Annotated in this window: 19 protein-coding genes and 1 pseudogene; 9 read left to right on the forward strand and 11 right to left on the reverse strand. The window is 63.8% G+C overall.

The genetic code is table 11. The features are described from left to right. Window positions 1-31 precede the first annotated feature (31 nt). The gene (locus tag EJ077_RS11055; RefSeq protein ID WP_208701925.1) at window positions 32-1,318 is read right to left on the reverse strand and encodes a sensor domain-containing diguanylate cyclase; all 1,287 of its coding nucleotides are present in this window, start codon (window positions 1,316-1,318) and stop codon (window positions 32-34) included. Window positions 1,319-1,574: 256 nt separating this feature from the next. Here EJ077_RS11055 and ettA point away from each other — a divergent pair. The 3 genes and pseudogenes from ettA to EJ077_RS11070 all read left to right on the forward strand — a co-directional run bounded on the left by ettA (window position 1,575) and on the right by EJ077_RS11070 (window position 5,280). Further along, a pseudogene (gene ettA / locus EJ077_RS11060) lies at window positions 1,575-3,223 on the forward strand (energy-dependent translational throttle protein EttA). Window positions 3,224-3,270: 47 nt separating this feature from the next. Next, on the forward strand, window positions 3,271-4,041 hold the full coding sequence (gene tam / locus EJ077_RS11065; protein ID WP_208701927.1) for a trans-aconitate 2-methyltransferase: 771 nt from the start codon (window positions 3,271-3,273) through the stop codon (window positions 4,039-4,041). Window positions 4,042-4,158: 117 nt separating this feature from the next. Then, complete coding sequence (locus tag EJ077_RS11070) at window positions 4,159-5,280, forward strand: beta-ketoacyl-ACP synthase III (RefSeq protein ID WP_208701929.1); 1,122 nt, start codon at window positions 4,159-4,161, stop codon at window positions 5,278-5,280. A gap of 20 nt (window positions 5,281-5,300) precedes the next feature. Here the strand turns inward: EJ077_RS11070 and EJ077_RS11075 are convergent, their stop codons facing one another. The 3 genes from EJ077_RS11075 to EJ077_RS11085 all read right to left on the reverse strand — a co-directional run bounded on the left by EJ077_RS11075 (window position 5,301) and on the right by EJ077_RS11085 (window position 6,827). Beyond that, a complete protein-coding gene (locus EJ077_RS11075) occupies window positions 5,301-5,867 on the reverse strand; it encodes a methyltransferase family protein (protein WP_208701931.1) in 567 nt (188 codons plus the stop codon). 130 nt (window positions 5,868-5,997) lie between these two features. After that, the gene (locus tag EJ077_RS11080; protein ID WP_208701933.1) at window positions 5,998-6,399 is read right to left on the reverse strand and encodes a glyoxalase/bleomycin resistance/extradiol dioxygenase family protein; all 402 of its coding nucleotides are present in this window, start codon (window positions 6,397-6,399) and stop codon (window positions 5,998-6,000) included. Window positions 6,400-6,404: 5 nt separating this feature from the next. Continuing rightward, complete coding sequence (locus EJ077_RS11085; RefSeq protein ID WP_208701935.1) at window positions 6,405-6,827, reverse strand: hypothetical protein; 423 nt, start codon at window positions 6,825-6,827, stop codon at window positions 6,405-6,407. A gap of 47 nt (window positions 6,828-6,874) precedes the next feature. On the opposite strand from EJ077_RS11085, the gene EJ077_RS11090 reads away from it, so the two are divergent. Both EJ077_RS11090 and EJ077_RS11095 read left to right on the forward strand, forming a co-directional pair. Next, window positions 6,875-7,585, forward strand: coding sequence for a TetR/AcrR family transcriptional regulator (locus EJ077_RS11090; RefSeq protein WP_245458719.1), 711 nt, complete (start codon window positions 6,875-6,877; stop codon window positions 7,583-7,585). 6 nt (window positions 7,586-7,591) lie between these two features. Beyond that, entirely contained in the window at window positions 7,592-8,209 is a 618-nt protein-coding gene (locus EJ077_RS11095) for an MOSC domain-containing protein (RefSeq protein ID WP_208701937.1), read from the forward strand. 38 nt (window positions 8,210-8,247) lie between these two features. Here EJ077_RS11095 and EJ077_RS11100 read toward each other — a convergent pair whose 3' ends face one another. The 4 genes from EJ077_RS11100 to tsaA form a co-directional block, all read right to left on the reverse strand. Then, the gene (locus EJ077_RS11100) at window positions 8,248-9,087 is read right to left on the reverse strand and encodes an SDR family oxidoreductase (protein ID WP_208701939.1); all 840 of its coding nucleotides are present in this window, start codon (window positions 9,085-9,087) and stop codon (window positions 8,248-8,250) included. Window positions 9,088-9,221: 134 nt separating this feature from the next. After that, window positions 9,222-10,178, reverse strand: coding sequence for an aminotransferase class IV (locus tag EJ077_RS11105; RefSeq protein ID WP_208701941.1), 957 nt, complete (start codon window positions 10,176-10,178; stop codon window positions 9,222-9,224). Window positions 10,179-10,315: 137 nt separating this feature from the next. Then, window positions 10,316-10,630: a DUF2293 domain-containing protein gene (locus EJ077_RS11110; RefSeq protein ID WP_135881930.1), complete on the reverse strand. Its 315-nt coding sequence runs from the start codon at window positions 10,628-10,630 to the stop codon at window positions 10,316-10,318. Then, window positions 10,627-11,151, reverse strand: a complete 525-nt coding sequence (tsaA, locus tag EJ077_RS11115) for a tRNA (N6-threonylcarbamoyladenosine(37)-N6)-methyltransferase TrmO (protein WP_208701943.1) — start codon at window positions 11,149-11,151, stop codon at window positions 10,627-10,629. The genes EJ077_RS11110 and tsaA overlap by 4 nt, the downstream gene beginning before the upstream one ends. Before the next feature lie 177 nt (window positions 11,152-11,328). Here tsaA and EJ077_RS11120 point away from each other — a divergent pair, with 177 nt between their 5' ends. Next, the gene (locus tag EJ077_RS11120; protein WP_208701945.1) at window positions 11,329-12,351 is read left to right on the forward strand and encodes an ArsR/SmtB family transcription factor; all 1,023 of its coding nucleotides are present in this window, start codon (window positions 11,329-11,331) and stop codon (window positions 12,349-12,351) included. After that, window positions 12,351-13,268 (forward strand): methylenetetrahydrofolate reductase [NAD(P)H], encoded by a 918-nt coding sequence (gene metF / locus EJ077_RS11125; protein ID WP_127871703.1) that lies wholly within the window; start codon window positions 12,351-12,353, stop codon window positions 13,266-13,268. Before EJ077_RS11120 ends, metF begins: the two co-directional genes overlap by 1 nt. A 408-nt stretch (window positions 13,269-13,676) precedes the next feature. Here the strand turns inward: metF and EJ077_RS11130 are convergent, their stop codons facing one another. Further along, window positions 13,677-14,594: a DMT family transporter gene (locus EJ077_RS11130; protein ID WP_208701947.1), complete on the reverse strand. Its 918-nt coding sequence runs from the start codon at window positions 14,592-14,594 to the stop codon at window positions 13,677-13,679. 278 nt (window positions 14,595-14,872) lie between these two features. Between EJ077_RS11130 and EJ077_RS11135 the strand changes: the two genes are divergently transcribed. Next, window positions 14,873-16,093, forward strand: coding sequence for an alanine racemase (locus tag EJ077_RS11135; RefSeq protein ID WP_208701949.1), 1,221 nt, complete (start codon window positions 14,873-14,875; stop codon window positions 16,091-16,093). A gap of 39 nt (window positions 16,094-16,132) precedes the next feature. Here EJ077_RS11135 and EJ077_RS11140 read toward each other — a convergent pair whose 3' ends face one another. Next, window positions 16,133-17,311 (reverse strand): lytic murein transglycosylase, encoded by a 1,179-nt coding sequence (locus EJ077_RS11140; protein ID WP_208701951.1) that lies wholly within the window; start codon window positions 17,309-17,311, stop codon window positions 16,133-16,135. 470 nt (window positions 17,312-17,781) lie between these two features. Continuing rightward, entirely contained in the window at window positions 17,782-18,582 is an 801-nt protein-coding gene (locus tag EJ077_RS11145; RefSeq protein ID WP_135866349.1) for a GH25 family lysozyme, read from the reverse strand. 287 nt (window positions 18,583-18,869) lie between these two features. On the opposite strand from EJ077_RS11145, the gene EJ077_RS11150 reads away from it, so the two are divergent. Then, a complete protein-coding gene (locus EJ077_RS11150; RefSeq protein WP_208701953.1) occupies window positions 18,870-20,249 on the forward strand; it encodes a serine hydrolase domain-containing protein in 1,380 nt (459 codons plus the stop codon). The last annotated feature ends 14 nt before the right edge of the window (window positions 20,250-20,263 follow it).

The raw sequence follows: 20,263 nt of genomic DNA on the forward strand, positions 1-20,263 counted from the left end.
CGGTAAGCCGGCGCGGCCGTCGCGGATAGGGCTAAACCTGGGCTGACCTGGTCCAGGCGATCGCAGCGTCGGCCTCATGCCCGCCGGGTTCACCGACGACGCGGTCGCGTCCGGTCGATTTCGCCTTGTAAAGGCGCTGGTCGGCGAGCGCGAACAGGTCGGCCAGGCACTGCGTCGTTTCGCTGACGCTGGAAACGCCGGCGCTGACGGTCAGTTCGAACCGGCTGGTGGCCGCCGATGCCTTGAGCGCGGTGCGGACGCTTTCGCCAAACAGCCTGGCGACGGAATGCGGACGCGAACTCAGTATGGCGAATTCCTCGCCGCCGATCCGGAACACCTGGTCCTCGGCGCCTGCCGCCTCGCAAAGTACGGTTGCGACTGCCTTCAGCGCCCTGTCGCCCTCGGCATGGCCGAAACGGTCGTTGATCGACTTGAAGTGGTCGACGTCGACGATGAGCAGGCTGAGCGGCCTCGCCGTGCGCAGGCTGGCCTGGACGGCTGCTTCACCATCGGCGTCGAAGCGTCCGCGGTGCAACAGGCCGGTCAGGCCGTCGCGGCCGACATGCTCGACCAGCGCTTCGTAGCGTTCGCGATAGGTCAGGGTCTCGAAAATGTCGGTCAGCCCACGCGGCATCTGGACGTCCCGGACCTCGAACCATCTGAGGTAGGCGACCAGCATGGCGCTGAAAGTCAGTGCCGCCGCCATCTTGGCGAACCAGCCGCCGAAGAAGACCGCGATCGGCGCCCCGGCAACAAAATGCAGCGCGGTGAAGAAGCCGGCCTGGTCGAAGGTCAGCACGCAGGCGACCGAAATCAGGATGCGCGCGAACTGTGCCTTGCGCAGGGTGCGCCCAAGCTTTTCATAGAGCAGAATGATCAGGATGGCGTCGATGACCAGCAGCGTCGTGCCCCACACCATCAGCCAGCCCATCTCGTCGATGAAGCCGATGTCGGGGAGCCGGCCGTCCGGCAGCGGCGCGATGGCGTGCAGGCGAAGCAGCAGAACCAGCCCGATCATCAGCGCATTGCCGAGCAGCAGCCCGTAGATCGGCTGGCGCACGGTGGCGGCGTCTTCCTTCATGTAGAGCAGGAGGAGCATCACCAGCTTGCCGGAAAAGAGCACCGCCGAGCCTGGCGAGACCATGCCAAACGGCAGGGCGACGTAAAAGACGCTGGCGAGATAGGTCTCCAGGAAATGCATGACGCCGAGCGCGCAGACGAAGACGCCGAGGCCGATGCGCTTGCGGAAGCGGAAAAGCGTCACCATGACGCTGAAGTAGACGACCGCTTCGGCAAGGAGCAGGAAACTGTTCAGCAATGCCGTCGATCCGATCTCTCTCTCTCGGAATCGCGGCAAGCCAGCGATTCCAACCGATCCTGTTTTGACGCGGAAGGGTTAACCGGAGATTTCCGTGCGCCATCGACCGGTTGAAAACTTGGCTGCCGGTGCACACTTGTCCGTGTGGTTGGCCCGATGTGGCAAAAGCGATTGCCGTTCGCCGCCGCATCGCCTACATAGCGGCCAACCTCCATTCAATTCGGCAAATCCAGTCAGTTTTTCAGGGAAAGCGCGCGTGGCACGCCAGTTCATCTATCACATGTCCGGCCTGTCGAAGGCCTATGGCACCAAGAAGGTGCTCGATAACGTTCATCTATCCTTCTATCCGGACGCCAAGATCGGCATCCTCGGCCCCAACGGTTCGGGTAAGTCGACGATCCTGCGCATCATGGCCGGGCTCGACAAGGAGTTTCAGGGCGAGGCCTGGCTGGCCGAGGGCGCGACCGTGGGCTACCTGGCACAGGAGCCGCAGCTCGACAACAGCAAGACCGTGATGGAAAACGTCATGGACGGCGTTGCCAGGAAGACCGCCATCATCGAGCGCTACAACGAGCTGATGATGAACTATTCCGACGAGACGGCGGATGAGTCCGCCAAGCTCCAGGACGAGATGGACCGGCTCAATCTGTGGGATCTCGAGCAGCAGGTCGAGATGGCGATGGACGCGTTGCAGTGCCCGCCGGCCGATTCTGAAGTGACCAACCTGTCGGGCGGCGAGCGTCGCCGCGTCGCGCTGTGCCGGCTGCTGCTGCAACAGCCGGATCTGCTGTTGCTCGACGAACCGACCAATCATCTCGACGCCGAGACCACCGCCTGGCTGGAAAAGCACCTGCGCGACTATCCGGGCTCGGTGCTGATCATCACCCACGACCGCTACTTCCTCGACAACGTCACAGGCTGGATCCTCGAGCTCGACCGTGGCCGCGGTATTCCCTACGAGGGCAACTACACCAGATATCTCGACGCCAAGGCCAAGCGCCTGATCCAGGAAGGCCGCGAGGACGATGCCCGCCAGAAGTCGATCTGGCGCGAGCGCGAGTGGATCCAGTCGTCGCCCAAAGCACGCCAGACCAAGTCCAAGGCGCGTATCAAGGCCTATGAGGAACTGGTCGAGCAGTCGCAGAACCGCAAGCCGACCGACACGCAGATCGTCATCCCGTCGAGCGAGCGCCTCGGCAACGTCGTCATCGAGGTCGAAGGCCTCAACAAAGGCTTTGGCGACGAGCTCCTGATCGAGAACCTGTCGTTCAGGCTGCCACCGGGCGGTATCGTCGGCGTCATCGGCCCGAACGGCGCCGGCAAGACGACGCTGTTCAAGACGTTCACCGGCCAGGAGAAGCCGGATGCGGGCACAGTGCGCATCGGCGAGACGGTCAAGCTCGGCTATGTCGACCAGAGCCGCGACGCACTCGATGCGAACAAGACGGTGTGGGAAGAGATCTCGGGCGGCGCCGAGGTCATCAAGCTCGGCAAGCACGAAATCAACAGCCGCGCCTACTGCTCGTCCTTCAACTTCCGTGGCGGTGACCAACAGCAGAAGGTCGGCAATCTCTCGGGCGGTCAGCGCAACCGCGTGCACCTCGCCAAGATGCTGAAGGGGGCGGCAATGTGCTGCTGCTCGACGAGCCGACCAACGACCTCGACACCGAAACGCTGGGCGCGTTGGAAGACGCGCTGGAAGCTTATGCAGGCTGCGCGGTCATCATCAGCCACGATCGCATGTTCCTCGACCGCATGGCCACCCACATGCTCGCCTTCGAGGGCGACGCGCATGTCGAATGGTTCGAAGGCAATTTCGAGGAGTACGAGAAGGACAAGCTGCGCCGCCTGGGTGCGGAAGCGGCGGCCCCGCACCGCATGACGCACAAGCGGCTGACGCGGTAACGGGTTGATTGGGCGGCGAATTTCTCTGGGATACGAGGAGAGCTCAAATGGCTGATTGGTCCGCCGCCCAATATCTGAAATTCGAGGACGAACGAACGCGGCCGGCGCGTGACCTCGCAGCACAAGTGCCGGTCGACTTTCCGCGCCGGGTCGTCGATATCGGCTGCGGGCCGGGCAATTCGACCGAACTTCTGGTCGAGCGCTGGCCGGATGCGCAAGTGAGCGGCTTCGACACCTCGCCCGACATGATCGAAAAGGCGAGGGCGCGCCTGCCCAATGTCAGCTTCGACCTCGCCGATGCGGCGACATGGCAGCCGGCCGCGCCGGTCAACGTCATCTTCGCCAACGCCGTCTTCCAGTGGCTGCCAGAGCATCCGGCGGTATTCCAGCGTCTGATGGGTTTTCTGGCGCCCGGCGGTGCGTTGGCGATCCAGATGCCCGACAATATGGCCGAGGATTCGCACCGCCTGATGCGGGAAACCGCCGCGGAAGCGCCTTTCGCGGCAAGGATAAAGGGCGCGGCGCGTGCGCCGCTGCCGCCGGTATCGTTCTACTACGACCTGTTGTCGCCGCTCTCCGCTCGGCTCGACATCTGGCACACCATCTACAACCATCCACTGGCCGACGCCCAGGCGATCGTCGAGTGGGTCAAGGCCACCGGGCTGAAGCCGTTCCTCGATCCTCTGGAAGCGGACGAGCGCAAGCTGTTCCTCGACAGCTACACGGCCAAGATTGCCAAGGCCTATCCGAAGACCGCCGATGGCAAGGTGCTGCTGCGGTTCCCCCGCATTTTCATTGTCGCCAAACGGGCTGGATAGGCTCGCGAAAATCCTGGTTTAATCCGGCGTAAACCGGCCTGATGAGAAAAGTGTTGCGCCGAAGCGTTTCGGCGCCCACATGAAGCCGCATCGCCCGCGGATGGGACGGACTGAAACATGCATCGCGTCATCATCAGCGGCATCGGCGCCGAAATCCCCAAGCCTGTCATCACGAATGAGGAACTGGTCGCCAGTTTCAACGCGTGGGTCGACGCGGAGAACGTGCGGCGCCAGGCTGCCGGCGAGACGCTGCTGCAGAAATCGGATGCCGACTTCATCGTCCATGCCTCGGGCGTGCGCGCCCGCCACGTGATCGAACGGGAAGGCATTCTCGACCCGACCCGCATGGCGCCGCGCATTCCGGCGCGCCCGGACGACGCGCTCTCGCTGCAGGCGGAATTCGGCGTCGCTTCGGCGGGGAAGGCGATCGAGCACGCCGGCATCGAGGCGTCGGACATCGATCTGGTGATCTGCTCGTCGTCGCATCAGCAGAGGCCATATCCGGCGATCGCCATCGAAATGCAGGAGGCGCTGGGCACACGGGGTGCCGGCTTCGATATGGGGCTTGGCTGTTCGTCGGCGGCGGCGGCGCTGCACATGGCGGTCAATCTGGTGCGCTCGGGCGCCCACAAACGCGTCCTGGTGACCACGCCCGAGATCATCACCGGCCATCTCAATTTCCGCGACCGGCAGACGCACTTCATCTTCGGGGACGCTTCGGTGTCGATGGTGGTGGAGGGGCTCACCCAGGGCGAGAGGCGGCCGGGCCGCTTCGAGGTGCTGGACACGCGCCTCTGGACGCAGATGTCGAACAACATCCGCACCAATCTCGGCTATCACACCCGCACGGCCCAGGACGATCCCTATATGATCGACCTGGAGGGCAATCTCATCAAGCAGGTCGGCAACAAGGTGTTCAAGGAAGTCACCGTCGCCGGGCACAAATTCATCGTCGAATTCCTCGCCGAACACGGGCTGACGCCGGAGGCGATCAGGCGCTTCTGGCTGCACCAGGCCAATGCGCGCATGAATGCGATGATCCTGAAACTGGCATTCGGCCACGATGTGGGCCATGACCGCGCACCCATGGTGCTGGAGCGGCTCGGCAACACGGCGGGCGCCGGCGCCATTATCGCATTGTCGGAGAACCATGCCGACATGAAACCCGGCGATTTCGGCCTGATCTGCGCCTTCGGTGCGGGGTATTCGATCGGCGGCGCGCTTTTGCGCATGCTCTGAATGAAGGACGCCGCGCCGCGTCAGGCCGGCGTGAAGGGAACCAGCATCGGCACCCGCCTGGCGTAGTCGTCATAGGCTGGGCCTAGTTCGTCGCGCAGGAAACGCTCCTCCAGCCTGGCTTTCACGACAACGCCGATGATGAGCAGGGCCGTACCTGCAATGCCCCAGACCGTGCCCTTGGCCACCATCGTGGCGAGCACTGCCAGCAGCAGCCCGGTATAGATCGGATGCCGGACCAGGCGATAGGGGCCGGTGTCGACCACGCGATGCTGCGCCTTGGCGGTGACCGTGGCGGACCACAACCGCCCGAGATGGATACGCGCCCACCAGGCGAAGCCGATGCCGACCGCGATCAGGGCAACGCAGGCCCAGGCTTCGGCAGGGGTCGGCGTCCACAATCTCAGCCTGCCTTCATAGCCATGCGCCGGAACGAATAGCAGGACGGTGCCGGCCAGCCAGAAGACACGATAGCGAGCCTCCGCCCCGATGGTGGCGCGCTTTTGGGCCGGATCGGCCCATAGGGCAGCCGCGAGCCATGTGACCACCCAGATCAACCAAAGCGCTGCGATCGCCGCTCCGGGACGCATGAGAACCTCCGTCGACGGTCTGGCTTCACCATGAAGCCGGCGCAGCCCGGCGGCAATGCGGCGCGGCGCCGTTCTTCGGTAAGAAGGTTGTGATCGAGGCGGTCAGCGACTGGCGCCTATTCGCTGGCGTCTATTCATTGGAGCAGCTGAACATCCACTGCACGCCGAAGGCGTCGACCAGCATGCCGAAGCTGCTCCCCCAATATTGCCGGGCAAACGGCACGGTGATCCGGCCGCCCGCGGCCATGCGGGCGAAAAGCGACTGGCAGGTTCCGGCGGACCCGTCGAATTCGAGCATCATGGCGGAGCCCTTCATTGGCTCCGCGTCGTCATTGTCCGAGGCGTGGAACAGCACACCCGGACCTTCGAAGCGGGCATGCAGGACTTTTCCGCGCATGGCTTCGGTGCGCACCGGCATATTGTTGTCGCCCCAGCGCAGCAGGATCGCTCCCCGGCCAAGACAGCATTGTTGGTAGAAGGCCAGCGCGGGTTCGCAGTTGGTGGTGAAGAACAGCGAAGGGGAGAGCCGCATGTTCGTCAATGCGCGGCGGCGGTAGCGGCCGCGATCAGCGCGTCGCCTGTATATTGCCGGTCACCGATGCCCCAGCCGCCGTCGGGCGCGTTGACGATGTTGATCCAGGTGTTTTCGGGCTTGTGCTCCGGTACGCAGAGTTCGCCGACAATTCGCGCGGCGGCAGTGATGAAGGCCTCGCGGGCTTCGACGGAGCCAAGGCCGATATTGGGCAATTTCAATTCGACCATGACGATTGGCCGGTTGGCACCGCCGGCATAAATGTTGCGCGCCGGCAGGACGTGGACGGTGCCGCCGACGATCGCGGTAAAGAATGAATTGCCGGGAGCGCCGGAGGCTTCGATGAGGGCCGCGCTCAGGCGTGGCAGGATTTCGCGCTCTCCCGCTGGGGTCAGGACGCCTTCCGGCGCGGTCACGGTGATCGGCATTGCTTCTCTCCTTGGGGTACGGCCTCACCGGGAGGTCATCTTCCGGTTTGCCAAGTTTCGTATCAATTGATATGTTATGTAGGAAAGATGAGTCAACAGGTTTCGTATCGATCACTATGGAAAATTCGGACAAGCAACGCGGCGGCCGGCCGCGCGCATTCGACCCCGATCGGGCACTTGATGCCGCGATGCATCTTTTCTGGGAGCATGGCTATGAAGCGACGTCGCTGGCCATGCTGCGCGAAGCGATGGGGCTGACGCCGCCACAGATCTACAACGCCTTCACCGACAAGCAGACTTTGTTCCGCAAGGCGTTGACACGCTACCACGAGACCGAGATCGGCTTCGCGCTGGAAGCGCTGAGCGCGCCGGTGTCGACAGGGGAGGCGATGCGGCGCTTGCTGATAGGCGCCGCGGAGGCCTATTCCAGGGCCGGCAAGCCGGGAGGGTGTCTTTTCGTTAGTGGCGCCCTGGCGGCCTCGCCGCAAGCGCAAACCGTTGCGGATGAACTCAAGGCCTACCGCAAGGCAAGCGAAGTGGCGATCGCGGCGCGGCTAGCCAAAGGCAAGGCAGAAGGCGACTTGCCCCAAAACCTCTCCGTCGAAGACTTCGCCAGATATATTGCTGGCGTCATGAACGGCATGTCGATCCAGGCGCGGGACGGCGCATCGGCCGAAGAGTTGCGCGTTTTCGCCCAAACCGCTCTTGCGGCCTTGCCTGCCGAAGGGCAAAACCAGGTCGCGTCATCCAAGGATTGAAGCCCCATGCTGGATCTCTTCCCCGAGGCCGAAAAGCCGGTCGAAATCATCCCGGCGAAGAAACTTACTGCCCGCGCGGCAGCGCTCTATGTCGCGCCGGCGGATCATTTCCAGACGCGCCCGGCTGACGAATTGCGGCTGGGTTTCGACGGCATATCGGGCGATTTCCATGCCGGGCCGACGCGGCGCTCGGGCGGACGCGAGCCGTGGTACCCGCGCGGCACCGAGATGCGCAATGAAAGGCAATTGTCCATCGTCGCGGCGGACGAACTGGCCATTGTCGCCGAACGGATGGGGCTCACCGAAATCAAGCCCGAGTGGATCGGTGCCAATCTGGTGATCGAAGACGTGCCGCATCTGTCGATGCTGCCGGCCGGCACGCTGTTGTTCTTCAAGGGGGGCGTAACTCTCAAGGTGGACGCACAGAACGGACCATGCCGTATCGCCGGACGATCGATCGCCGAGAACGTTGGAATGCCCGATGTCGAAGCCGGTGCGCTATTGTTTCCCAAGGCGGCGAAGCGGTTGCGCGGCGTGGTCGCCTGGGTTGAAAAGCCCGGCATCGTCAGGACCGGCGAAGAAATTTCGGTGCGCGTGCCGGAGCAGTGGATTTACGAGGCATAGCTACGCCGCCCGGGAGGCGGCACAGCAAATACCAGATGTCAGCCCTTGCGGTTCTTGTTGGCGCCTTGCGCCATGACGGAGACGTGGTCCCACTTGTCCCAGGTGGCGAGGCGGTTGGCGTATTCCTGGCGTATCATCGGCAGGCCGCCATCGCCGAAGAATACCCGCAGTGGCGGCTCGGCCGCATCGACGATGGCCAGCATCGCCGGCCCTGTCGCCTCGGGGTCGCCGGCAACCGAGTTGGCGCGGCGTTCAGCCATCTTGGCGCGGGCAGGCGCATAGGCCTCGATCGGCTTGGAGACCTTGGCCGATGCGCCTGACCAGTCGGTGGAGAAACCGCCCGGCTCGACCAGCGTGACATGAATGCCGAATTCGGCGACCTCGATGGCGAGCGACTGGCTGAAGGCTTCCAGCGCCCATTTCGAGGCATGGTAGAGTCCCAGCGAGGCAAAGGCGTTGACGCCGCCGATCGACGAGATCTGGATGATGTGGCCGGACCGTTGCGCCCGCATGATCGGCAGGGCGGCCTGGGTGACCCACAGCGCGCCGAACACATTGGTCTCGATCTGGTCGCGGGCTTCCTGCTCGCTGACTTCCTCGATGGCGCCGAAATGGCCGTAACCGGCATTGTTGATGACGACGTCGAGCCGGCCAAAGCGCTTGTGCGCCTCGGCGACAGCTGCATCGACGGCTTTCTTGTCGGTGACGTCGAGCTTTAGCGCGGCGATGTTGTCGCCGTATTTTTCGACGAGATCGGCGAGTGTGGCTGTGTCACGGGCGGTCGCGGCAACGCGATCACCACGCGCCAATGCGGCCTCGGCCCAGACGCGGCCAAAGCCCTTCGACGATCCGGTGATGAACCAAACCTTTGATGTCATGATGTGGAATCCCTTGCCCCTGCGGGCGCAATTTCTGGATGGAAGCGGAGGCTTCTCCGCTTTCGGGCATATACGGCCTCTCCGGTGATTTTCCAGAGGCGAGGGGAATCTAATTGAACAAGAAATCGTGTGAATCAGGGATAGTTCACCGGCGTCGACCAGGCAGGGTCGTCATGCTTTTGCCAATAGAGCGCCATCAGCCGGCTGGTGATCGGCCCGACCTTGCCGTCCGCGATCTCAGCACGGTCGATCTCCGTCACCGGCATGATGCCGCCGGCGGTCGAGGTGATGAAGACTTCGTCGGCGCCGCGCAACATGGCCACGCTGACATCCATGGCCGTTGCCGAGAGCCCGGCCTCCGCGCAGAGATCGAAGACAGTGCGGCGGGTGATGCCGGGCAGCACGCCGATGGCCGGTGTCGATAGTCTGCCGCCCTTGACGCCGAAGACGTTGAAGCCGGGGCCTTCGGCGACATTGCCGTTGAAGTCGAGAATGAGGGCCGTCTCGGCGCCGCGGTCATAGGGATCGTAGAGGCCGCGCACGAGGTCGAGCCAGTGGTAGTTCTTGATCGCCGGATCGATCGAGGCCGGCGGAATGCGCACCTTGTCGCTGATGGCGACACGCAGACCGCGCTGCAACTGCTCGGCATTGGCGACCGAGCCGAACGGCACGGCGAACGCCATGAAGCGGTTGATCGCCTGGCGCGGGTCGCGGCTGAAGGTCGGCGAAGCGCCGCGCGTGCACAGCATCTCGACATAGGCGGCGCGATGACCCGAAAGTGCTGTGCAATTGTGCAGGATCTCGGCCACGCCGTCGCGATCGAACGGGATCGTCATGCGCAGCTTGTCGAGCCCGCCGAAGAAACGGTCGAGATGCAGCTCGAGGCGAAAGAAGCGGCCGTTCCAGACATGCACCGTATCGTAAGTGGCGTCCGAGTGCAGAAAGCCCCAATCCAGCACCGACACCTTGGCTTGCGACATCGGCAGGTACTGGCCGTCGAGGAAGGCAATGCCGTCGGGATAGGAATGCGGGTCGACATGGCGATCACCGACTGTAGGCAGCGGCGGTGTATCCTGTGCGATTTGGCTCATAGGCAACTCCTTGCCATTGCGTCACAAGCTATCGCCGGCAGGCCGAGCGCATAGAGCCAGCGCTCCGACTTAAGTCATCCTCGAGATGAAGACCCGGCCAGCATGACGAGGTGAGCACCATCCGGCCCGGCACAGCCTCATTCCTCCTCGTCATCGGCGTCGAGCAGGCGGGTGGCGCGCCAGCGCGTGAGCACGATGTTGGTCTGCTCGATGACGAAGAAACGCGCCGAGTCGCGATCATAGCCCTCGGCCAGCAGCTTCTCGTAGTCGGTGTGCATGTGACGGATATGGGCAATCGTCGCCAGCCAGACCGCGATCGTGGGCGGCAAGGTCTTCATATGCACCGAGCCGGCGTCGGTGCGGATCTTCTCCATGTCGGCATAAGGAGCCAGCGGCAGAAGTGCTGTCAGCGCCTTGGCGATGGCGCGGCGGCGGCCGGTCGGGGCGGTCATCGCTCGTCGCGCCCCTCAACGGTCGCCTCTGATATGGCATCGGTCGAGGCGAAATAGGGCTTGATGTCGATGACCGGCGTGCCGTCGAGCACGTCGATGGCGTCGAGGTCGATGCGCCCAGTGGAGACGTCGAGCGCGACGAGCTTGGCTACATGCAGGCCGACCGGGTTCGGTCGCGCAGGGGAGCGCAACCCGAATACGCCTTTGGCATCAGCCGCATGGCGCGGCTTTTGCACGATCAGATTCCGCGGTGCGTGGTGCAGCCAGGACAGGATAATGACATGGCTGGCGCGCTCCAGGCCTTGCAGGCCGCTGCGGTAGGGCGCGTCGATGGTCAGCACCGCCGGCTGTCCGGTCTCGCGCGCGGTCCGCATGTTCTTCGGGCAGCTTTCCCGGGTGGTCCATGACGAGGCGATACGGCCGATGAAGACGATGCCGCCATCCGGCGGCATCGACGCCGGATCCTGGTCCAGTCTCCGCTCGCCTTCGCGTGCCTCGAACATCTCACGCGGTTCGCTCATCGGCCGATCTTCTTGCTGATGCATGTCATTGTCCCAAAACCGCTACACGTTTTTGGACGACATGCACCGAAAAATCACGCATGCGGCATTTTCTTGTCCGGAAGCGACATAGCGCTTGCGTGGTTTTGAAAATCGACATAAACATATGTTTATATCTTTTTCAAAGAGAATACGCTGATGCATGTCTCGCTCGACACCATGGTGGATACGCTGAAAGCGGCGGCCGAATCCAGCCGCCTGCGCATATTGGCACTGTTGTCGCGCGGCGACCTCACCGTTTCCGACCTTACCGAAATTCTCGGCCAGTCGCAGCCGCGTGTCTCGCGGCACCTGAAGCTGCTGCTCGAGGCCGGGCTGATCGGCCGCTACCAGGAAGGGTCGTGGGCCTTCTTCCGTCTGTCGGACGCCGATTCCGCACGAGACTTCGTGATGGGGCTGGTTTCCGGCATTCGGGGCGCCGACCCGCAGGTCGAGCGCGATCTGGAGCGGTTGACCTCGGTCAAGCGCAAGCGCCAGGACCGCGCCACCGAGTATTTTTCGCAGAACGCCGCAAGCTGGGATCATATCCGCTCACTGCATGTGCCCGACCGCGCCGTGGAGGCCGCGATGCTGAAGCTGGTCGGCAAGCGGCCGTTCCAGTCCATGCTCGACCTTGGCACCGGCACCGGGCGGCTGCTCGAAATCTTCTCGCCGCTCTACCGGCGCGGCATCGGCATCGACATGTCGCGCGAGATGCTGACCGTGGCGCGCGCCAACCTCGACAAGGCCGGCGTTTCGAATGCGCAGGTGCGGCAGGGCGATATTTTCTCGCCGCCGGTCGAGCGCGATGCCTTCGATCTCGTCACCATCCACCAGGTGCTGCACTATCTCGACGATCCGGCCCGCGCCATCCACGAGGCAGCGCGGCTTTTGCGCCCTGCCGGCCGTCTGGTCATCGTCGATTTCGCGCCGCACGCGCTTGAGTTCCTGCGCGACGAGCATGCGCATATGCGGCTGGGCTTTTCCGACCGGCAGATCGGGGAGTGGTTCTCCGAAGCCGGCCTCGATCTCGAGGATGCACAGGAATTCGAACCGCGCGGCGGTAACGAGGCCAGGCTCACCGTCAAGCTTTGGCTTGGCCGCGACCGGCGCCTGCTGATCGCCGATCCTGCAAATGCCAGCCAGCAGACCAGAGTGAGCTCGATAGGGGAAATCGTCTGATGAACCAGTTTCGTTTTTCCCGCCGTCCCGATATCGGCGACAAGGTCAGGGTTTCGTTCGAGTTCTTCCCTCCGAAGAACGACGAGATGGAGGCAAGGCTGTGGGATACGGTGACAAGGCTGGAGCCGCTGCAGCCGAAATTCGTCTCGGTGACCTATGGCGCCGGCGGCTCGACACGTGAGCGCACGGCGCGCACCATCGGCCGCATCCTGAAGGAGACCAGCCTGACGCCGGCGGCGCACATGACCTGCGTCGATGCCGCCCGCCATGAGGTCGACGCCGTGATCCAGGAATTCACCGACATGGGCGTGAAGCGCTTCGTCGCTTTGCGCGGCGATCCGGCGGAAGGCGTCGGCGCTGCCTACCGGCCGCATCCGGACGGCTACGCCAATGGCGCCGAGCTGGTCGGGGCGCTGAAGGGCGCCGGTGATTTCGACATCTCGGTTTCGGCCTATCCGGAAAAGCATCCGGAAAGCCCTGATTTCGCCACCGACATCGACATGCTGAAGCGGAAGGTCGACAATGGCGCGACGCGGGCCATCACCCAGTTTTTCTTCGACAACGATCTCTACGAGCGTTACGTCGAGCGCGCGCGCCGCGCCGGCATCTACATCCCGATCGTGCCCGGCATCCTGCCGGTGCACAATTTTACCCAGGTCGCCAATTTCTCGGCGCGCTGCGGCGCGCTGGTGCCAGCTTGGCTGGCCGAGCGCTTCGACGGCCTGCAGAACGACCCACAGACGCATGCGCTGGTGGCATCCGCGGTGGCCGCCGAGCAGGTGCTGGATCTGGTCGAGCGCGGCGTCGGCGATTTTCACTTCTACACAATGAACCGGGCCGATCTGGTGTTCGCCGTCTGCCACATGATCGGCATCCGCTCGCACGAGGCGGAAGTGGCCGGATCGGCTGCCGCTTAGGGGGCAGCCAGAAAAGCAAAGGCCGGGTAAAAACCCGGCCTTTCGAATTGGTTGGACTATTAGGTGCTGGTCTTCCCCGTCTTGGCGGGTTCAGGGAAGGACGCCCATAATGAGGGCGCCGATGAAAGCAAACGCAGCACAAATCATCAATGCGTTGATTGGCCTCGTAAGTCCCATGACATAGCCTCCTCTTAAAGAGCTATGCCCTGGAGTCTAGGTTCATTTGTGCCACAGGCAAGCGGAAAATGTGCTGCATTGCGACATGAATGTGGAATTCGCGACCTCGGTTTTACCGTTAGCCGTTGAAACTCTTCGGCAAAACCGGCTTCAGGCCTGTGAACAAATTATGGCGGGAAGGTGTCGTTGGCGTGTCATGACAGCGCTACCGCGATGCGGGCATGTCGCGCACTAACGTCTTCCGAACAGGCGCCCGTCGATGGTGACAAGGCCAAGACCGATCAGCACCACGCCGCCGATCTCGAACAGTTCGAGCCGTTCGCCGAGAAAGAGGAAGCCGAGCAGCATGGCGCTGGCCGGCACGATCAATGTGACCAGCGAGGCGTTGGTGGCGCCGGCCGAGGCGACTAGGTTGAAGTAGAGGATATAGGCGAAGGCCGTCGACAGAAGCGCCAGCGCCAGCACCGCGGCCCACACCGGCGGCGAGGCGGAGAACAGGCCGGCGGGGCCATGGGCGAAGAGCACGATCGGGATCATGATGATGGTCGAGGCCGTCAATTGTCCGGTGGCGACGACCGGTGAGGGCACGCCCTTGAAGCGGCGGGCGACCATCAGCGCAACGCCATAGGAGAGCGATGCGCCGATCAGCGCGAATTTGGCCCAGACCGGGCCGCCGAGCCCCGCGAGCAGGCCGGGACCGATCATCACAGCGGTGCCGGCGACACCGAGCCCGATGCCGGCGAGCTTGTTCCAGGACAGCTTTTCGTCCGAGGTGAGGGCATTGGCGAGGATCAGCGTCCAGAACGGTGTCGTCGCGTTCAGCACCGAGGCGACGCCGGCACCCAACTGCGTCTGGCCGGCGAAGATCAGCGAGAAGGGGACGACATTGTTGGTGAAGGCCAGCAGGAAGAACAGGCCGGCATGCGGCAGAGCGAGGCGGAAGGACGGGCCGTGCAAGCCGAGATAGAGCTGCAGCGCGATCGCGGCGATGGCGACGCGAAACAGCGCCAGCACCAGCGGGTGAAGTTCCGCCACCGCAACGCGGGCGAAGAAGAACGAGCCGCCCCAGATCGCGCCGAGCAGCAGCAACTGGCCCCAGTCCTTGATCGCCATCGGTCCACGTGACGCAGATGTAACGGTCACTGCCATATGAATCCTCCCCCGCACGGCCGGAATGCCAGCCACAAGGCAGAAGCCATATCCGGTTCGCCGGCAAGGGCCACCCGAAACCGGACCGATGGCCTTCTGACAAGGCAATGCCGTACCGTCAGGGGCTGCGAGACACAGAATTGTTTTCATTGCAGCGCCGCGCGTCTCCAGAGACGCGCAAAGGGCGGCTGCAAGATGAAAGTCGGAATTGACTTTCGGGGTCATGCGCTAGCCGCTAGCTTGGATCAATTGTGGCAGCTGAAGCCGAGGATTCGTCCATGCAGCGATTCGAGAATGCCCGCGAGGCGGCACTGGCGCTTCGCCCGGACGATCCGGTCTATTGCTTCCGCCCGCAGGTGCTGAAGGCCGATGCCAGGCAGTTCATGGGCATGTTCCCCGGCAAGACCGCCTATGCGGTCAAGACCAATGGCGAGCAGATCGTGCTGAAGACGCTGGTCGAGGCCGGCGTCACGGCCTTCGACGTCGCTTCCCCGGGCGAGTTCGCGGCCGTGCGCGCCGTCTCGCCCGATGCCGAGATGCTCTACATGCACCCGGTCAAGGCGCAGTCGGACATCAAGCTGGCGCTGGAAAAATACGGCATCCGCGTCATCTCTCTCGACCATGAGGACGAGATCACCAAGCTGACCCGGGTGGTGCGGGCGCTCGATATCGACCCGGGCGCGGTCACCGTCTTCGTGCGCGTGCAGACCAAGGGGCATGCCGCCTACGAGCTGTCGAAGAAATTCGGCGCCGGGCCGGCCTATGCGGTCGAACTCGCCGAGCGGCTGAACCGCACCGGCTACAAGGTCGGCCTGTGCTTCCACGTCGGCAGCCAGATCGAGGATCCCGACACATATGAGCGGGCATTGGCCTCGGCCGACTGGGTGCGCAACCGGCTGACCTTCGACATTGCCGGGCTCGATGTCGGCGGCGGTTTTCCGGCCGAATACGGCCATGATCCCAACCGCAAGCTGATTGAGATGCCCTCGCTCGGCCAGATCATGTCGCGGCTCTCTGGCGACCTGAAGGAATACCAATTCGACCAGATACCGCTGGTGGCGGAGCCGGGCCGGGTGATCGTGGCGCGCTGCCTGTCGCTGATCGTGCGCGTGCTCCTGCGCAAGGGCAAGCGGCTCTACATCAATGACGGCATCTGGGCGTCGCTGTCGGATTCATGGACCGGCAAGATCACGCTGCCGGCGCGCTTCATCCCCGATCCGGCGATCCGCGCGCGCAATGGCGACGAGAAGAACATCGTGCCGTTCAAGGTGTGCGGCGCGACCTGCGATTCCGTCGATATCTTGTCCAGGCCGTTCTGGCTGCCGGAAACCGTCGATACCGGCGACTGGATCGAGATCGGCCATATCGGCGCTTACTCGCTGTCGCTCAGGACCCGCTTCAACGGCTTTTATCCCGACACTTTCGTCGAGGTGACGACGCCCTTCGACGAGGGCGACGCGCCGCAGGGATTTGCGAGCCTGGAGACGATGGCGGATTGAGCTTTCTTCTGCTCACGAGAGGGGAGAAGGAAGAGGGAGCTACAGCTTTCCCAGCAGCTCCGGCGTCGGCCAGCCATCCACCGGCAGGCCTAGCCGCATCTGCTCCTTGCGGATGGCTTCGCGGGTGTTGGTGCCCAGAATGCCGTCGACCGTGCCGACATCGTAACCCCTGGCCTCGAGCTTGGTCTGCAACGCCTTCATCTGGTCGTTGTTGAGACCCGGCTCGGGATTGCGCGGATCGAGCGGCGGCGCGCCCGCCAGCCGCGCGGCAAGGTTTGCCGCGGTCAGCGCGTAGGTGAACGACTGGTTCCATTCGAGATAGACGTCGAAATTCTCATAGGTAAGGAAAGCCGGACCCTTGCGGCCCATCGGCAGCGCAAGGCCGGCCTGCAGGCCCTTGTCGACCAGCGGCGAGCCGTCGGGGTTGGTGACGCCCCACTGCGCCCACTGTGTCAGCGGCAATTTGTTGGTGCGGCCGGTCTGGTCCCATGGCATCTCGTCGGGCACGCGCACTTCCTGGATCCAGGGTTCGTCGCGTTTCCAGCCGCGCGACAGCACCTTGTTGCCGGTGGTCATGATCACGTCCGGCACGCTGTTTCGCAGGTCGATCTTGCCGTCCCCATCGCCGTCGACGCCGCGCGCAAGATAGTCGGACGGCAGGATCTGCGTCTGACCGATCTCGCCGGCCCAGGCGCCCGTCACATCGGCCGGCAGCACGCCGCGATCGATCAGTTCCAAGAGCGGCACCAGTTGCTGCCGGAACAATTGCGGGCGGCGGCAGTCATGCGACAGCGTCACCAGTGCGCTCAGCGTATGGAAATCACCCTGGACGGCGCCGAAATCCGTTTCAAGCGCCCAGAAGGCGGTGATGACAGGCGCCTGGACGCCGAACTGCTGGTCGGCGCGGGCGAAGACATCGGCGTATTTCTTCATGTTCGCCGCACCTTGCTTCAGCCGGTAGGCCGAGATCATGCGGTTAGAAAATTGGACGAAGGTTTGCGTGAAGACGCCCTGCGCGCGGTCGCGAGCCAGAGCCTTCTCGTCCATCCTGGCATCCTCCAGCGCATCGAGACCGACGGCGCCGACTCCGGCAGCCTTGGCTTCCGCCGCCACACCCTGTTTCCAGGTTTCGAAATCACCGCCGCATTCCTGCGCCATCGCCGGCAAGGCCGTGGCGCACAAGAACAGCGCCGCGAGGGCTTGAGAACGCAGTCGCATCAGCTTCCTTTCGAAACGAAGAGGGCTTTGTCATGCCTGGAGGCCAACGCCCTGAATTACCAGCGGTTGCACTCTTTACCGCTGGTAGTGTCGAAAAGCAGGCGGCAGGCCCGGTGTCAACGGGTCTTCTGCCGCAGCCACCATTCCAGCCGGCCTTGCTGCCGTTGCCACGGTGTCAACGGGTCTTCTGCCGCAGCCACCATTCCAGCCGGCCTTGCTGCCGTTGCCACGGTGTCAACGGGTCTTCTGCCGCAGCCACCATTCCAGCCGGCCTTGCTGCCGTTGCCACGGTGTCAACGGGTCTTCTGCCGCAGCCACCATTCCAGCCGGCCTTGCTGCCGTTGCCACGGTGTCAACGGGTCTTCTGCCGCAGCCACCATTCCAGCCGGCCTTGCTGCCGTTGCCACGGTGTCAACGGGTCTTCTGCCGCAGCCACCATTCCAGCCGGCCTTGCTGCCGTCGCCACAGTATCAGCGCGTGTTCTGCCGCAGCCACTTGTTCCAGGCGGCTTCCGAGCCGTTGAAGACGTTGATGTCGGACTTGCCCGTCATGCCGGGAACGATGCCGGTTCCTGTGTACTGCCAGAAGGTGAAGGGGTGGCTGCCATACTTTTCGCGAGGGTGGCCGGCGACGGAACGCAGCCAGTAGGGATAGCCGCGGAAGGTCGACAGTTCATTGTCGTCGAAGAAATCGACCGAGGTGTAGATGATCGGCTTCTTGCCGTAATGCCGCTCGACGATTTCGAGGAAGGTGGTCATCTCGGCGCGCACCGTGGCCGGGTCGGGGCGCAGGCGGCAGGTCGGCGATTTCGGATTCCATTCCATGTCGAGCACCGGCGGCATGGCGGAGCGGTCGACAGGCACGTTCTGGATGAACCAGCGGGCCTGCTGCGCCGCCGGGGTGCAGAAATAGAAGAAATGATAGGCCGCGCGCGGAACGCCGGCGGCTCTGGTGCGCGCCCAGTGCTCGCTGAAATATTCATCGAAGCGGTCGCCGCCTTCGGTCGCCTTGATGAAGGCGAAGGAAATGCCGCTGGCCTTGGCCGTCGGCCAGTCGACCGAGGTCTGGTATTTGGAGACGTCGGTGCCGTGGACGGCATAGTTCCACGGCGCGCCGCTGTCCCACTCATGCGGCTTGGAATCGGCAAAGCGCGGCGCGCGTACGGCCACTGTCGGACTGCTCGATGCGGACGGCGACAGCGGCGAGAGATCGTCCACGGTCGAGCAGGCGCCGAGCAGCGTCAGCATGAAAAGGACCGCAAGACGGCGCATCGCAACTTCCAAGCCGGAATCAGCCGGTCGCTGATGGGTCTGTGCACCGATGGCCGAGGTTGGTCTGGCCCCCTCCAGGCGATCGCCCCACGCATCGCCCAGCACAATCGTTTTTCGTGCATGTCGTTGTCCCAAAACCGCTGCGCACTTCTGGGCGACATGCATCCCTGTGATCGCCGATCATGGTTGATAATCCGTTGATGGCGCTCGACAAGAGCACCGATTTTGCGGAAGCAATGGCGGCAAATCGATGACATAGGGTCAGGCGAGCGCCTGGGAGGCAATGGATGCGGTTCGTCGTCAAGATCGTCAAATGGCTGCTTGGCCTGATCGTGCTGGCGGTCGCCGCGCTGTTTGCCTGGCTCTATATCGCGCCGCCGGAACTCATCCGCGTCGGCTCGGGCTATTCGGCCAAGATCGTCTGCTCCAACGTCTTCATCGCCGGGCGCGACGCCAATGAGGTGCTTGCCGTCGATGTGCAGGCGCCCGGCCATCCGCTGCTACGGCTGATGCGGGTCTCCGTCGACAAGAACAGGGGGACGGTTTCGGCCGGCCTGCTCGGCTTCCTCGGCAAGAGCGAGGCGGTCGCCCGCGACGGGCTGGGCTGCGCCTCGGTTCCAGACGGCGATGTCGGCAAGGCGCGGCGCACGACGGTCCATGCCGAACCCGCGGCGACAAACCAGGATGCGCCGTGGCCGGAGGGCGAACGGATCGATGCATCGCAGAATCCAGAGGTCTCGGAGGTCGTCGGGGACGACGCCATGGCCGGCGCCGGCATGCGCGCGATCGTCGTGGTCAAGAACGGGCGGGTGGTCGCGGAGCGCTATGGCGACGGCTTCTCAGCCAAGACGCCTCTGCTCGGCTGGTCGATGACCAAGACGGTTAATGCCGCCATCGTCGGCACGCTGATCAAGGACGGCAAGATGGCGGTCGACAAGAAGGGCCTGTTTACGGCTTGGAAGGCGGATGGCCGCGCCGCGATCAGCCTTGCCGACATGATGGCGATGTCGAGCGGGCTGGAATTCAACGAGGACTATGGCGACGTCGCCGATGTGACGCGCATGCTCTATCTCGAACCCGACATGGCGGGTTTTGCCGAAGCCAAGCCGCTCACCGGCGAGGTGGGCAAGGTGTTTTCCTATTCGAGCGGCACGGCGGTGATGCTGTCGCGCCTGTGGCAGGACGCGATTGGCGACAAGGCCAAGGCATTGACGTGGCCGCGCACGGCGCTGTTCGAGCCGCTCGGCATGCACAGCGCCGTGCTCGAAACCGACGAGCAGGGCACTTTCGTCGGCTCGTCCTATCTCTACGCCACGGCCCATGACTGGGCGCGCTTCGGCCAGTTCCTGCTGCAAGGCGGGGTCTGGAACGGCAACCAGGTGTTGCCGGCCGGCTTCGTCGACTGGATGCGCGAGCCGGCATCCGCCTCGAAAGTCTACGGCAAGGGCCAATTGTGGATCGAAGCGCCGGGCGACGAGGAAAATCCGGGCGCTGGCGTCGCCGCCGGCCTGCCCAGGGACACTTACTGGATGGAAGGCCATGACGGACAGACCGTCGCCATCATTCCGTCCGAGCAATTGGTCGTGGTGAGGCTCGGGCTAACGCCGGCCAAGCTCAACTATCGCCCGCAGGCGATGGTGGGGGCGCTGGTGAAGGCACTGCACTAAGAGGAAGTCGATCG

This window comes from Mesorhizobium sp. M8A.F.Ca.ET.057.01.1.1 (genome assembly GCF_003952565.1).
Taxonomy (GTDB): domain Bacteria; phylum Pseudomonadota; class Alphaproteobacteria; order Rhizobiales; family Rhizobiaceae; genus Mesorhizobium.